The organism is Streptomyces sp. NBC_01351 (genome assembly GCF_036237315.1).
Classification (GTDB): Bacteria; Actinomycetota; Actinomycetes; order Streptomycetales; family Streptomycetaceae; genus Streptomyces.
In genome coordinates, this window is record NZ_CP108358.1 from 1 (window position 1) to 14,325 (window position 14,325).

The following is a 14,325-nucleotide window of genomic DNA, read 5'->3' on the forward strand; positions in this document are numbered from 1 at the left end:
CACAGCGCTGCGCGCTGTGCCAACGAACCGCTTCGCTTCGCTCAGCGGGAGGGCGCTTCGCGCCCTCAGGGCTGGCCCTTCGGGCCCGGTGTCCTGCGCTTCGCTCCGGACGGGTTCGGGATTCCGCTTCGCTTCATCCCGAACGGCCTGCTACGCAGGCCAGGGTGACCCCGTTTCACGGGGTCCGGGCCTTCGGCCCGTTGGGCAGGTCCGCTGCGCTCCCCCGCCCGGGTCCTTCCGGCTCCGGTGCAACGTAGGCTCGTCTACGCAACAGGTGGTCCCACTGGAGGGGACAGGGATGGAGCGAGGAGTGCGTCGGGCTGCCGGCACACAGTCATTCACAGACCTTCTTCGGCACCCAAAACGTATCGTCGGACATTTCACAGCGGAGGCTCAGGGCCGCGCAGAGGCGGACATCGCCGCGTTGAACGCGGGCGAGGCTCGCGCTGTCTCCGCCTTCACCCGAGACGGCAGCCGTTTCCGGCAGGGCATCCTGATTCTCGATCCCGCCGCACCATCACCCGTGGTGTGGCTGCCGTTCCGGCTCTTCCGCCGATCCGGTGAAAGCATCGCCCTACTCGCCCCCTTCCACGTCCACGGAGCAGGCCCCGTGACCGACCCAGGCAGTCACACAATCGACAAGAACCAGTTCCGCCTGCTGTCCATACAAGACGCCGACCAGTACTGGGAAATCGCCATCCCCACCATCGATGTCCCTCTGGTCCGAGCCGCACTGCGCTGAGCAGACACCTCGGGATCAGTGAATGCTTCAAACTGAGACCCAGATTTAAACTGGAAACGATCACGCCTAACCATCCCCAGCGACCGGCGCGAGTTGTCGGCGATCGGTGAAACTGCACCTTGCTCAACCAACCTGCGTAGTCGCACCTCAACCGACAACAACCGCAGGTCAGACGGCCCGGAAGTCCAGACACTGCGCAGATTCAATGAGCCAACCCATCACCAAGCCCACTCACCCAAACTGCACAACCCCAGGTCAGAAGCATGACGATTGCGCAGATTCACTGACCGCCGACAGATATGGGAAACATCGCGCCCACCCGTCCCCAGCCGGACACGGGCCGAGCTGTCGCGGACCAGCGAAACTGCGCAGTAGTCAACCAATCTGCGTAGCCAGGCCCCGAGGTAGGAACCCCACAGGTCAGACAGCTTGCGCACCCTGTACTCCGCGCAGGCTCAGTGAGCCAACGCAGCCACCAACCCGCACAACCCCAGGCCAGGAGCGTGACGAATCCGCAGTTTCACTGACCGCCGACAGAGACCGGGCCCACCCCGGACGCCGGCCGACCCACCCCATCGACACCGCACCCCGCTGTCCAGCAACAACGCACACGATGACACCGAACACACCACACCAGAATGTCACCACCAGGAGCAGACACACCCCTGACCAGCAGCAACAACGACGCCCCGCGATGACAACAACCGCAGCACCCCAGTGACAATCACCCGCAGCGTCGCACCGTGCTGACGCCCATCTGGTGCCACCACCGCACCCATTCACACGCACGGCGCCCACCGCGACGACCGGGCGGGCCCGTGGGCCCGCCCGGTCGTCGTTTCGGTTCAGACCCGCTCGGGCAGACGACGGACGTCCTCGGCGGGGGGCACCTCGGCAGAGGCTTCGTCCTCCGTCCCGAGCCGGTCGCTGATCCGCCGGCATGTCTGGCCGAACTTCCGGCGCAGGCGGGCCACCTTGGGCGCCCAGTACTCCCGCACCAGCACACCCAGGTGCTTGACGACCGGCGGGACCACGACGACCAGGACGACGCCGACGACCGCCCAGGCCACGATCTGGTACTCCGCAGCCGGCGACATGACCGCGTCCATGATGTTGTGCACTTGATCTCCACTATCGATGATCGGGCGCGCGGCGCCCGATCATCGATCAGGCAGCCAGCGCCCAGAACGGGCTTGAGGCATCGAGCTGGAGACCGAGTTCCGGACCACGGGGCACCTCGGGAGAAGCCATCCGGATCACACCGCACGGCGAGCAGGCGAGCGGCGGGCCATGGTCGACATACTGGTACGCCGCTGGGGACAACCACCGCTGAATGACCAGCAGCAGGTCAGCCCGCCAAACCGCGACCATGTCCGCAAGCGCGGCAAGGTCGGCGAACTCCGCCACGTAGGAGATGGCGAGGGGCCCCGCTTCGCGTTCGCGCCACCCGAAGCTGCTCGTCGGCGGGACATCGACAACGGTCGGCGGTAGCAGTCCGGCCGACAGCACGTACGCGCCGAGGATCTCCGGACCGCCGGCCCCCTTCGAGGGCTGCGTGTCGTACTCGGCCCACCGAAGTTCATCGACTCGCGCCTCCGGAACCTCCCCGAAGGCCTCGCTCAAGAGGGCGGCGAAGGCATCACGAACGCCCTCGGACACCCAAGCACGCCGGATCGACTCAAAAAGTGCGGTTAGCCGCGACTGGCCGGCCCATGCCTCGCCCACGCGGGTGACGCGGCCCGGCCTCTGATTCACCTGCAGGCGCAGGGACTCCGTCCGCCCCCAGTACTCCGCAAGCGAGTCCTGACCTGCGAGCGCATCGAACATGTCGTCGCAGAGGCGGGACGTACTCTCGTCCAGTGCCAGACGCGGAGCAGGCGCAAGGATTGAGATCACGCGAGTCGCGTATCCCTCTCTCTGCTCCGCAGTCGTCATGCCCCCATGGTAGCGACGCCGTGAGACGGTCCGCCGCCGATGTTTGCGGCCCGGTGGTACTGCCCCCGGAACTCCGGGCACCGGGCCTCACCCACAGTCCGACCCGCCCCTGGACCTGGCCGGCTATCGGCCGGCCCCTCTGCTGTGGCGCCCGACAGCAGGTCAGCTCGCGTGTAGCTGGGGAGATCCGGCGAGCAGGTCTGATGCCACGCCGAGTACCGGAGCGTATCCGCGGCGGCATGCGCCACATCGCCGGCTACGTACAGGAGCAGCGCATGAAGGGCCTGGCCCCCCGCCTGGGCCCGCCAGGGTGAGAACAGTGCAGTGCCCGGTTTGGATTTAGTGAGCGTTCGTCATGACACCTCATGACGAAGTCCGAACCGACGAGGAGGTCGACGAGACCTTCGACGTGACGTGTCTGTTCTGCGATGGTCAGCGGGCGGTCAGCCGCCACTGTCGTTCGGGCCGGCTCCCGCACGGGAGCTGAACTACGGCCGCGGTCTGCCTGGTGTCCGCTCCGGCGATGGTCATGCAGAGGCCGCTGTTGTCGTTGACGATCCGGTACTGCGGTCGGCCGGCTTCGTCGGCGCCGTCGCGGTCGAGTCGCCATAGGTGGTCGGGGTAGTCGCCGCAAGGGAACTGGTTGACCACGACGCCCGATGCCTTGTTCGCGGCGGGTACGGCCGCGCAGAGGCCGCTGTTGTCGTTGACGACCCGGTACAGGGTCCCGGCGCCGCGGCCCCAGGGTTCGAGGCGCCAGAAGTGGTCGGGGAAGTTGCCGCACCCGAACTGGTTGAGGTCGATGACCTCGGTGCTCGCTCCGGGCACCGCCAGGCAGAGACCGCTGTTCCGGTTCACGATCCGTACCGGCACACCGGCGGGGATCCGCTCCGCTTGCGGGGCCTGGTCTTGGTTGTTGTTGGCCGTCGGCTGCGGGGTGGCGGTCGGCGGAGTCGACGGGGCGACGGGCGGGGCGGCTGGTGCCTGCGGTGGGTCCTGGGAGGCACCGGGCTGGGACGGGTCCGGGGTCGTCGGTTCGGTCGCGAGCGGCTCGGGAGCGATCGACGGGTCGCCGATCTGAACCTGACCGGGCCCGAGTTCGGACGAAGCGGCGGTGTCGGCGGCCTTGTCTTTCGACCGATCCGCCTGGTTGGCGACGACGAGGACCGTGACCAGGACCCCGAGGGCCGCCCACTGGGCCGGGGTCCGCCAGCGGCTGAACCGGTCCGTGCGTCGCCGGGGAGCGGCCGGCTGGGGAGCCTGTACGGCCGTTGTCGGCGCGGGATCCTGCGAGGTCGGAGGGTTGTCTGCGGACAACCCGGAGGTGTCGGCCTCTTGGCGAACATCGCGGGGTGGAGCGGCCTGTGCTTCGACGGGTGATGGGTTCGGGGACGAGAGCTCGTCGGGTGATGGGGCCGGAGCCGCGGCGGAGCCGGAAGTGGGGGTGGCGGGCGGTGATGCCGGGGCGGCCGGCGCCAGGGCTGCTAGCGACGCCATGGCCTCGGTGTGGAGGCGGCGGGCTTTGAGGAGTTGCTCCGCTGGTGTTCGGGCGTCGCGGGGGAAGCGGTCCTCGATGATCTGGGTGAGGCGGGACATCGGGATGATCTTCAGGCCGGAGCGGTACTCGCTCCACACGCTCCTGCTGAGCCGGTACTGGTCCTCCAGCCGGCTCACGGTTAACTCCGCGGTCAGCTCCCGCAGGAACTGTGCGAGGGCGTTGGCCTCGGCCATGCGGCCCTTCAACGGCCCCGGAAGGCGACCTGCTCTGCCCATCTCTCCCCCTTCGGTATGCGGCTCGGATGCCGGCGCGTTCGCACGAGTTCGCGCAAGTTCGCGGTTGTCCGGTTTTCACATCGCCGCTGACCTGCGCTGATCCCGTTTCGCCCCTACGGATAATCAGATCAGGTTCCAGCGTGGTGTTCCACCGCTTCCCGACAGCCCGGGCGGCGGAGATCACCACAGCGAAGGGACCACCGTGGACCGTGTGTTCATCCGCAGGCCCAAGCGCCTCGCGGCCGTATCGGGACTCGTCATAGCCGTGGGCCTGGCCGTCGTCCCGGCCCAGGCCGACAGCAAGCCCTCCTATGAGCGGCCCGCCACGACGGGGAGCATCGGGCAGAGCGCGGCCCCCGGTGGGCTGGTCACCCGCGACCAGGTCATCGCCCGCGCCAAGCACTGGGTGGACAAGGCCGTCCCCTACAGCCAGACGAGTTGGTGGAAGGACGACGCGACCGGCGGCCGCTACCGGCAGGACTGCTCCGGCTTCGTCTCCATGGCCTGGCAGCTCAAGGACAGCCTCACCACCCAGTCGCTGCCCTCCGTCGCGGACAGGCTCTCCGGCTTCGACCAGCTGGAGGCCGGCGACGCCCTCGACTACCCGGCCACCCACACCGTGCTGTTCGGCGGCTGGTCCAACAAGGCCAAGGGCGACTTCGTTTACTACAGCGAAAGCCGCAGCGGCCGGCCCGCCCGCAAGGACACCGCCAACATCCACGACAGCCGTATCGCCGGCCACCCCCGCACCGCCTACATCCCCCTCCGCTACAAGAAGATCACCACCACACCCCGGACGCCCGGCCCGGCACCAACCCAGCCCACCGCACCTGCGAAGCCCGCCCCGACAGCGACTGCCGTGCCCTCACCGCCGGCCACGGCCACCTCACCTCCGAAGCCCAAGGCGAAGCCGAAGCCGAGTAGCACCACAGCAGCGAGCCCGCAGCCGAGTACCACCGCCCCGGCCGCGTCCGTGCCGCCTTCCGCTTCGACGCCTCGGGCCGACACGGCAGGCGGCCCCACCACGGCTGCCCGGCCGGACGCCACCGTTCCCATGCCCAGCGGCGGCTGCGCACCCACCGTCCGGATCTCCTTCTGGCAGTGGATCTTCAGTTTCTGAATCGCTCCCCTCCGCGCCCGTTTCCCTCCCGCCAAACGTTCCCCGAAGGGATCTCGATGAACGCCGTCATGCCCCAACACGACCGACGGGACCCCCAGCGAGCCACGAACTGGTGGCACCGCATCCACGGCGCCCTGCGCATGTTGTGCCTGCTGGTCGTCGGAGTCGTCGCCCTCGGTGTCGCGGCGAACGCCGCCCCCGCCAAGCGGCAGTTCCACCGGGCCTCCGCCCCGGCGCCGACGCTCGCGATGGAGCAGATCGTCACCACCGGCACGGCCGTCTACGCGCTCTCCGCCGACCACCAAGGCGTCTACGAGTGGTCCACCCACCAGGACAACTGGATCAAGGTGTTCGGGCCCGCCCGGAACATCTACGCCGGCGGCGGGAACCTCTACGCGACCGATCAGGCCCCGGGCGACATCCACAAGTACGCCGGCAAGCCCGGCCAGTGGAACCGCATCGGCGGCCCCGGCCTGACGTTCGTCGCCACCGGCGAGAAGGTATACGGCGTCAGCCCCGACAGCAGCGGAGTCTGGGAATACAGCGGGAAGGGAGACGTCTGGGCCAGAATCGGTGGACCCGCCAAGAATCTCTACGCCGGCCCTGCCAAGGACGTCCGCCGCTCCGTCAAGGACCTCAACCGCCGCCCGCTCAACACCCTCTACAAGACCGACCTGGCGACCGGCGACCTCTACAAGTACGACGGAAAGCCCGACCAGTGGACCAACGTCGGCAGTCCCGGCGCCACGTTCGCCGTCACCGACGAGAACCTCTACGGACTGACCCCCGACCGCTCCGCCGTCGTCGAACGCGACACGAAGAGTGGCAAGTGGAAGGGCGTCGGCGGGCCCGCCGGTGACATCTTCAGCAGCAATACGCTCTATAAGACCGACAAGGTGACCGGCGACCTCTACAAGTACAACGGCAAGCCCGGCCGGTGGAACCGCATCGGCGGCCCCGCCGCCGCCTTCGCCACCAGCGGTGACTACCTCTACCGGCTCTCCTCCGACCGCCGCTCCGTCCAGAAGTACAACGGCAACGGCGCCACCGACCAGTGGCTCGACCTGCGGGCTCCCGTCACCCCGGCCACCCGCGCGGAGAAGATCGCCCGCCTGACCGCCCTCACCCAGTTCGGGACCGACGCCACCAACGCCTGGTACCGGGAGTACGGCGCCCACCGCACGGGCAAGCCCGACCGCTACGAGTTCCGGTGGACCACCAACGTGTGCAACTCTCCCGCCCCGAACTCCATCGGCAGCTACGACTTCACCCTCGCCTGCGTCCGCCACGACTTCGGTTACCGCAACTACCGCGACCTCTTCGGTGAGGCGGCCTTCCGCGACAACCCGACCGGCAAGCAGCGCATCGACCAGATCTTCCTCCAGGACCTGAACCAGGTCTGCGACCAGCGGGGCTGGCCCAAGGCCTACACCCCCTCCGATCGCGCAGCATGCAAGGCGGCCGCCAACACCTACTTCGGCGTTGTCGTCCGCTTCGGCTGAGCCGCACCGCCACGCCCGCGCCCGCGGTCGGCCACATGCCCGTGGGGCCCCTCGTCTGGACGAGGGGCCCCACGGGCATGTCGCCGTCACTCAGTCGCGGAGCTCGGGCCAGTCGTCCTTGTTCGCGCAGGATTCGTAGTCGTAGCGGGTGAGGCGGTCCCACTCCGTTCCGGTCGCGTGCTCGAACGCCTCCTCGTGGACGTAGAGCAGTTGCTCGCAGCCTCGTGCGGTGAACCGCGCGAACCGTTCCGGATGGCCGAACACGCTCTCGTACGCCTGACGGCCGGCGGCTACGGCGGCGGCCCGCGCGTACAGGAAGCCGTCGTCCGACTGCGGAAGCGGCGAGCCGTCGGACAGCTGTATCCCGAGGACGGGCAGGGTGCCGAAGGCCGCCTGGTCCAGCCGGTAGAGGGCTTCCGCGAGGCGCTCGCCGAAGCCGATGATCTGTTCTATTGGTTCGCGCGAGAGCACCTCGGTCAGGCGCGTGCAGGCCTCCTCGAGGTCCTCGCAGGTCTCGGTGCCGGCCTCGCCGCCGAGAACCTCGACGAGCTGCCAGAACCGCTCCCAGGTCATCACCGGCAGGCCGGGGTCGACACCGTTGTTCGGAGGTGTCCTCACATCGCTCACCCAACTCCTGCTGCCGGCCGCCGTCCTCGCTGCCCGGAAGCATCACATGCCCCTCTGACACGACGGGCGGCCGGTGGCTTGTGTCAGGGGGAGGTCGGCCGGGTCCAGTGCGGATCGCGACCGCTCAGGCCGACTGCGCGGTCCAGCAGTGGGGCGGCGTCCGGTACGGGCACGACGGGGCCGAAGATGCCGCCGGCCTCGTCGTCGACGGCCGACAGCAGGAACGCGTGCGAGGCGTGCAGTGCGGCCTGGTCCGGTGCGTAGTCCTGGCCTGTGGCCCGGGCCAGGTCCCAGCCGTGGATCACCAGTTCGTCGACGGCCACCGCACCCATGACGTCGCCCGGCAGGTCCACTCCGCCCGCGCGGGTCGTGCCCGTCCAGGCGGCCGGGTCCCTCCAGGCTTCGGCCAGTTCGCCGAGGGCCCGGGGCAGTTCCTCCCGCCAGTCGGCGGGCAGCGAGAGCGCGGCTTTGTCGGGGGCCGTGTCCGTCGTGGGGCCCAGGTTCTTGCGGGCCGCGTCGCGGAAGGCGACGGCGAGGCCTGCGAGGTGCGCCAGCAGGTCGCCGACGGCGTACTCGGGGCAGGGCGTCGGGTCGGCCAGTCGGGCGTCGGTGACGCCCGCCGCGAGGCGGGCCACGATCCGGGCTTGTGGTCCGAGGTCGAGAGTCGTCGTATCGGTCATCTGGCGCTCCTCCGGGACGATGGGTCTGGGGAGGGTAGACCGATGTCGGGGGCCGTACTCATCGCGACGCGAGCGGGAGATTCGACCGGGCGGATCGGTTCAGCGGGCGAGCGGGCGTTTGTAGTAGCGCCAGGGGAACCAGCCCGCGCCGACGGGGGTCCAGCCGTCCGCCTCCATCCGCCGGTGCCTGCTGGTGGAGGCGAGGGTCACCCGGCAGTGTTCCCACGGGTGGTCGGACGCCTCCACCTCGTGGAACAGCGCACCGTATCCGACCAGGTGCCAGCCTTCGCGTCCGGCGTCCGCCAGGGCCGCCATCTCGTTGAAGGCGGACAACGGGCTGAGGATGCGGCGCTCGGCGGTGCCGGGTCCGCCCGCGGGCGGTTCGGAGGCCACGGCGTCGGCGGCCTTGGTCGCGAAGCGCTGCTGGGCGGCTTGGCGGCTCACTCCCAGGACGCGGCCGACGGTGTCCCAGCTGTGTCCCGCCGCCCTGGCTCCCTGGACGGCCTCGCGCAGCAGTCGGCTCGCCTCCTCGGCGCCGACGCGCGAGGCGTCCACCAGGCGCAGGTACTCGTCGGCGTCGTGCTCCAGCGATGCGGCCAGCCCTTCGCGGGCGCCGAGGACTGCGGCCGCGACACCTTCCCGGACGAGGACCGCTTCCTGCGGACCCAGCCGCGGTTCGCCCTTCATTTCCGGGCGCCGTGGAGGGGCTCCAGCGCGTCGAGCACCGCCGCGTCGCGGCGCGCCCGGTCGGCGTCCGTACGGGCAGCGGCGCGGGCGGCCAGTGCGCTCGTGGTGGCGATGAGCGCGAGTTCGACCACGATCAGCACGACCCAGCCGGCCGTGCTGAACCGGTCGGCGAAGAGCGTGGCCAGCGCGGGCAGGACCGCTGTCAGCGGGAGTAGCGCGATGAAGGAGTCGGTGGGAGGGACAGTGTCCTTGTGGGACACAGCCTTCGGGTTCAAGATCGGCATGCGTCAAGGAAACCTTGACGCGATCGTGGTGTCAAGGATTTCTTGACACGCTCAGGCGTCGTTGCGCTTGAGCATGTAGTAGCCGCCGGCCAGGGAGGCCGCCGCCCACAGCGCCATGATGGCGAGGCCCGTCCACGGGCCGTACGGCGGTCCGTTGACCTGCTGCACCACCTGCATGACGCTCGTGCCCGCCTGGTCGGGGAAGAAGTAGCCGACCTTCTTGGTGGCGGGCACGAAGTTGAAGATCGGCGCGATCATGAAGAAGTAGGCCATCAGGACGCTGAGGGAGAGCACTGCCTTGCGCAGCATCGTGGCGACGCCGACCGCGAACAGCAGCATGAGCGTCAGGTACACCCCGGCGCCGGTGACCGCTCGCAGCACCCCCGGGTCGCCGAGGGAGGCGCCGTGGTCGCCGAGGAGCGCCTGGCCGACGAAGAACGTCGCGATGCTGGTGGCCATGCCCACGGCCAGGCCCGGTAGGGCGGCGGCCGCGGCCTTGGCGAAGTACATCAGGCCGCGCTGCGGCACGGCGGCGAGCGTGGTGCGGATCATCCCCGTGCCGTACTCGCTGGTGACCACGAGGACGCCGAAGGTGATCATCGCGAGCTGACCGAGGCCCATGCCGATGAAGCTGGTCATCACCGGGTCGAAGGCGGCCTGTTCCGCGGCGTTGAGGGTGTCGAACTCGCCGCCCAGGATGACGCTCAGGAGCGCACCGAGGCCGATGGTCGAGAAGAACGCGGCCGTCAGCGTCCACATCGACGAGCTGATGGTCCGGATCTTCGTCCACTCCGCCCAGAGGACGGCAGTGGTTGCGGCCATGGTCATGACTCCTTCCCGGTGCGGGAGTGGGACGAGAGGGCGAGGGGGGCGTCCGTCGTGGCGCCTGCCCGGTACTCGAGCGAACCCGCGGTAAGCCGCATGAACGCCTCCTCCAGCGAGGCGCGCTGCGAGCCGATCTCCAGCAGCGCGATCCGGTGGGCGGCGGCGAGTTCGGCGAGCACCTCGGCGTTGCCGTCCTGGATCTCGAAGGCCCCGTCCCCGGTGAGGACCGGCACGATCCCCTCGTCGGCGAGGACGTCGAGCAGCCGCTCCGGCTGGGTGGTGCGCAGCCGTACGACGGAGCGGGAGTTGTTCTCGATGAACTCCGCCGTGGAGGTGTCGGCGAGCAGCCGGCCGCGGCCGATGACGATCAGGTGGTCGGCCGTCAACGCCATCTCGCTCATGAGGTGGCTGGAGACGAAGACCGTACGTCCCTGGGCCGCCAGTTGTTTCATCAGGTTGCGGATCCAGAGGATGCCCTCGGGGTCGAGTCCGTTGACGGGCTCGTCGAGCACGAGCGTCTCGGGGTCGCCGAGCAGCGCGGCGGCGATGCCGAGGCGCTGGCCCATGCCGAGGGAGAAGGCGCCCGCGCGCTGGTGGGCCACGTCGGCGAGTCCGACCGTCTCCAGGATCTCTCCGACCCTGCGGTCCGGGATCCTGTTGGAGCGCGCCAGCCACAGCAGGTGGTGGTAGGCGGTGCGGGCGGGGTGGAGGGCCTTCGCGTCCAGCAGCGCGCCGATCCGCTTCATCGGCTCGCGCAGGTCGCTGTAGCGCTTCCCGCCGATGGTGACGCTGCCACCGGTCGGCCGGTCGAGGTCCAGCATCATGCGCATGGTCGTCGTCTTGCCCGCGCCGTTCGGGCCCAGGAAGCCGGTCACCGCGCCGGGGCGCACGGTGAACGTCAGGTCGTCGACGGCGTTTTTGTCCCCGTACCGCTTGGTCAGCCCGCGTAACTGGATCACACGATTCAGCGTAGGCCGCGCGTGTGGCGTTAATGAGGTGTGTGTGGGTGTTTGTCCGGTGATGGTTCCTGGAGGACAGGGGCGCGATGAGGGGGGTGCCCTGCGGGTGTCTTCCTCGGCAGGGGGCGCACGGGGGTGTGTGTTCACAGCCAGCCGCGGCGGGTGGCGTTGACGCCCGCTTGGAATCTGCTGGTCGCGTCCAGGCGTTCCATCAGGTTGGACATCATGCGGCGGACCGTGCGCAGGGATACGCCGAGGCGGCGGGCCGCCGCTTCGTCGGTGTCTCCGGAGGCGACGATGGCGAGGAGGGTGCGCTCCATGGGGGTGCAGCCGTTGTCGTCGGTCGGCGGCTGGTCGCCGAACGAGGTTCCCGTGGACCAGCATTGTTCGAACAGGGCGCACAGGGCGGCCATGATGCCGGGGCTCTGGATCTCCAGTGCGCCGGCGCGGGGGTCGGCCGGGTCCAGGGGGAGGATCGCGATGCGGCGGTCCACGATGATCATCTGGATGGGGACGGTGGGCACGGTGCGCATCTGGCCGCCGTGTTCGGTGAGCCAGTGGGCGTAGGCGAGGGTGTCCGAGTCGTTGCGGAAGCTTTCGCGGCAGACAGCCCGTATGACGACGCCGCGTTCCAGGGCCTGTTCGTTGAGGGGCGTGGCCGCGCTGCGGGCGTCGGGGCGGTGCGCGCCTCCGGGGTTGAGCGAGAGGCATTCGAACTCCGTGGCGCGCTGGAGTTCCTCGAGCCGGGTCCTGACCGCGTCGAGCCCCTGGAGCCGGACGGTGTTGTCGAACATCCGGGTGTTGCGGTGCTCGGCGGCGATGGCGGCTATCTCCGCGCGGGCGGTTTCCACTTGGGCCTGCCGCGTGGCGAGGTCGGCCTCCGCCGACGCGAGGAGGGTGGACAGGCCCACTTCGGGGCTGACCGGCCGGAGTCTTCCGCCGTACTGGTACGAGGGGCGGAGCAGGGCGAGGGCGGCCAGTTCGTCGAAGGCGGTTCTCACGTCGGTCTCGGTGAGGCCGGTGTCCTGCGACAGCGCGCCGACTCCGTGGTCTGGGTACTGGAGCGAGGCCCGGTAGACCGTTTCCGCGTGCGCCGACAGGCCCAGCAGCTGCAGCACGAGGTTCTCCTCCCGGATCACGATCATGTTGGAACGAAGCCTTCCGGACGCCGCATGTCCGGACAAGCGCCTTGGGAGACATCCTGCGCCGAGGTGGCGCCAAGGTGCCAGGCATGTTGGGGCCCGCCTTCTCCTAGTGACACGGGTGCCGCGGTTGGACAGGATTGACCCATCGAACGCAACACCCCGCAAACAAGGGTGAAAGCGAAGAAACGAAGAAACACACCATGTCTTTCGAAGGGTGGAATCCGTCATGGCCCGGACCGTCGCACTTCTGCTTTCGGCCGCCGCTCTGATCGCCGGCCTCGCGACCGCGGGCTCCGTCGTTCACGGTGAGGCGCAGACCCTTCGTGTGACGGCCGGTGACGGGTACGGGTGGGTGAACCCGCAGGTTGTCACCACCCCTCCCCCAGGGCTCTAGTACCGGCAGGCGAAGGACTCCACCGGACTCCCGCCCCCATACCGCCATGCACATGATCACGATGCAGTTGGTCGGTTCCCGCGGGACGGCAGGTGCCCCGGAGAACCTCAGAGAACTCCTCGCGGCCCACTTCGATCCGGCGGACCGGATCGAGCACCTGTGGGTGGGCGCCCGCCCGGACCGGATCGACCTGGTCTTCTTCGTCATCGCCGACTGCGAGGCCGAGGCCCTCCTCGCGGCGCACGCCGCCTGCCGGCGGGCACTGGACCGCACACCGCGGCTGACGGCCTGGCACATGCCGGACACAGGCGGAGGCCGCCTCCCCCTGTGACAGCCGCGCCACCCACCCCATCCACGGCCCGCGCGTCGGCCACCGCCGCGAAAGGCAACGGAGAGGAATCAACCATGCCCAAAACCGCTGACGCAGGGCCCGCGGCACTCGACCGCACCACCGTCCGGCGCCACACCGGCAGTTACCACGTACCGTACGACGTCACGGCGATGGACTTCTCCATCCCCGGTGCGCGGCTGGAGACGGCCAACGTGACCGAGGGCGACGGCTCCCGCGGCGTCGTGCGCGTCACCCGGATCTCCAGGGGCCCGGGCATCACCGACTACGTGACCCACGAGAAGGAGTTCACCTACTCCACCTTCGGCATCCACGTCGGCCAGGACGACCGCCTCACGTTCTTCGGCGAGGGACAGCGCATCACGGTGCACCTGATCGACTGCCGGGAGGACTCGGCGCGGCTCGGTGACGAGATCACGATCCACATGGCGGTCTCGCCCCACCGCGTCCTGATCATCCCCAAGGGGGTCGCGCACACCCTGGACGGCCTCGGCGGCGTCGTCACCCGCGACGAGCCCGTCTGGTACGCCGACCGGAACCCCGACTGGGAACCGGACAACGACCTGGTGTCCTTCCTGCGCACGGCCGACGTGGCGCCGGTGGTCCGGACGAACCGTCACGAGCTGCCCGTCGCCGCCCACCTGCTGGTGTCCAGGATGTCCCAGGCGACGAACGCCCAGGTCCGCGGCGCCTACGGGGCCCGGTTCCGGGTCTCCATCGGCGGACGGACCACCTATGCGACGCTCCGGCCGGCCTGGCGGGCGGCCGAGACCGAGGCCGAGGCGGAGGCCGACGCGCGCAGGATGATCGTCCGCAACAACTTCGTCCTGACCGGGCCCGAGTCCTTCACGGTCGTGCCCTCCACCGACAGCTGCACCTCCGACGTGCTCGAAGTGCGACTCGACGGTCAGGACGGCCGGTTCGTCCGGCACGAGTACTCCCGCCGCCACCTCACGTGGCTGGCGGGCAGCACGGACGCGAGCATCGAAGTGATCACCGAGGACGGGGAACACTCCGTCATCCCGCTCGGGGACCCCACCATCGGCGTGCGCATCCCTCCCGGTACCTGGTACCGGCTCACCGGCAGCGGCCGCATCTGGCTCCGCTCCGAGATGGAGCTCCTGGACCTCACCCCCTGGCAGCTCGACCATCCCCTCGGCCGCGACGTCACGACCGCGGATCCCGCACAGGCCGGCCCCAGCAGGCCCGAGCAGGAGGACGACCGTTACCTGCCCGGCCCGGCTCTCCACGCGCTGGCGCGCATGGAAGCCAAGGCAATCGCACTCACCACCCACTGAGAGGA

15 protein-coding genes are annotated in these 14,325 nt (G+C 69.5%); 5 read left to right on the forward strand and 10 right to left on the reverse strand.

Annotated features, from left to right (window positions below):
- Positions 1-298: 298 nt before the first annotated feature.
- Positions 299-742, forward strand: coding sequence for a hypothetical protein (locus OG625_RS40325; protein WP_329391607.1), 444 nt, complete (start codon positions 299-301; stop codon positions 740-742).
- An 845-nt stretch (positions 743-1,587) separates the two neighbouring features.
- Here the strand turns inward: OG625_RS40325 and OG625_RS40330 are convergent.
- From OG625_RS40330 to OG625_RS40340, 3 genes are all read right to left on the reverse strand, one after another.
- Positions 1,588-1,863: a hypothetical protein gene (locus OG625_RS40330; protein WP_329391609.1), complete on the reverse strand. Its 276-nt coding sequence runs from the start codon at positions 1,861-1,863 to the stop codon at positions 1,588-1,590.
- 46 nt (positions 1,864-1,909) lie between these two features.
- Positions 1,910-2,677, reverse strand: a complete 768-nt coding sequence (locus OG625_RS40335) for a hypothetical protein (RefSeq protein WP_329391611.1) — start codon at positions 2,675-2,677, stop codon at positions 1,910-1,912.
- Positions 2,678-3,109: 432 nt separating this feature from the next.
- Entirely contained in the window at positions 3,110-4,408 is a 1,299-nt protein-coding gene (locus OG625_RS40340) for an RICIN domain-containing protein (RefSeq protein WP_329391612.1), read from the reverse strand.
- Between the two features lie 244 nt (positions 4,409-4,652).
- Between OG625_RS40340 and OG625_RS40345 the strand changes: the two genes are divergently transcribed.
- Together OG625_RS40345 and OG625_RS40350 are read left to right on the forward strand one after the other, a co-directional pair.
- Complete coding sequence (locus tag OG625_RS40345) at positions 4,653-5,570, forward strand: hypothetical protein (protein ID WP_329391614.1); 918 nt, start codon at positions 4,653-4,655, stop codon at positions 5,568-5,570.
- Between the two features lie 68 nt (positions 5,571-5,638).
- Entirely contained in the window at positions 5,639-7,072 is a 1,434-nt protein-coding gene (locus tag OG625_RS40350; RefSeq protein ID WP_329391616.1) for a phospholipase A2, read from the forward strand.
- A gap of 90 nt (positions 7,073-7,162) precedes the next feature.
- On the opposite strand, the gene OG625_RS40355 is transcribed toward OG625_RS40350, so the two are convergent.
- The 7 genes from OG625_RS40355 to OG625_RS40385 all read right to left on the reverse strand — a co-directional run bounded on the left by OG625_RS40355 (position 7,163) and on the right by OG625_RS40385 (position 12,252).
- The gene (locus OG625_RS40355) at positions 7,163-7,699 is read right to left on the reverse strand and encodes a DUF4240 domain-containing protein (RefSeq protein ID WP_329391619.1); all 537 of its coding nucleotides are present in this window, start codon (positions 7,697-7,699) and stop codon (positions 7,163-7,165) included.
- 83 nt (positions 7,700-7,782) lie between these two features.
- Positions 7,783-8,379, reverse strand: coding sequence for a TIGR03086 family metal-binding protein (locus tag OG625_RS40360; protein ID WP_329391621.1), 597 nt, complete (start codon positions 8,377-8,379; stop codon positions 7,783-7,785).
- A gap of 99 nt (positions 8,380-8,478) precedes the next feature.
- Complete coding sequence (locus OG625_RS40365) at positions 8,479-9,066, reverse strand: hypothetical protein (RefSeq protein ID WP_329391623.1); 588 nt, start codon at positions 9,064-9,066, stop codon at positions 8,479-8,481.
- Positions 9,063-9,350, reverse strand: coding sequence for a hypothetical protein (locus tag OG625_RS40370; protein WP_329391626.1), 288 nt, complete (start codon positions 9,348-9,350; stop codon positions 9,063-9,065). Before OG625_RS40370 ends, OG625_RS40365 begins: the two co-directional genes overlap by 4 nt.
- Positions 9,351-9,401: 51 nt before the next feature.
- On the reverse strand, positions 9,402-10,178 hold the full coding sequence (locus OG625_RS40375; RefSeq protein ID WP_329391628.1) for an ABC transporter permease: 777 nt from the start codon (positions 10,176-10,178) through the stop codon (positions 9,402-9,404).
- Positions 10,175-11,134, reverse strand: coding sequence for an ABC transporter ATP-binding protein (locus OG625_RS40380; protein WP_329391631.1), 960 nt, complete (start codon positions 11,132-11,134; stop codon positions 10,175-10,177). The genes OG625_RS40375 and OG625_RS40380 overlap by 4 nt, the downstream gene beginning before the upstream one ends.
- A gap of 143 nt (positions 11,135-11,277) precedes the next feature.
- Positions 11,278-12,252 carry a helix-turn-helix transcriptional regulator gene (locus tag OG625_RS40385; RefSeq protein WP_329392008.1) on the reverse strand — a complete coding sequence of 325 codons (975 nt, stop codon included), beginning with the start codon at positions 12,250-12,252 and terminating at the stop codon, positions 11,278-11,280.
- 467 nt (positions 12,253-12,719) lie between these two features.
- Here OG625_RS40385 and OG625_RS40390 point away from each other — a divergent pair, with 467 nt between their 5' ends.
- Both OG625_RS40390 and OG625_RS40395 read left to right on the forward strand, forming a co-directional pair.
- Positions 12,720-13,004: a hypothetical protein gene (locus OG625_RS40390; RefSeq protein WP_329391633.1), complete on the forward strand. Its 285-nt coding sequence runs from the start codon at positions 12,720-12,722 to the stop codon at positions 13,002-13,004.
- Positions 13,005-13,078: 74 nt separating this feature from the next.
- Positions 13,079-14,320, forward strand: coding sequence for a hypothetical protein (locus tag OG625_RS40395; RefSeq protein WP_329391636.1), 1,242 nt, complete (start codon positions 13,079-13,081; stop codon positions 14,318-14,320).
- The last annotated feature ends 5 nt before the right edge of the window (positions 14,321-14,325 follow it).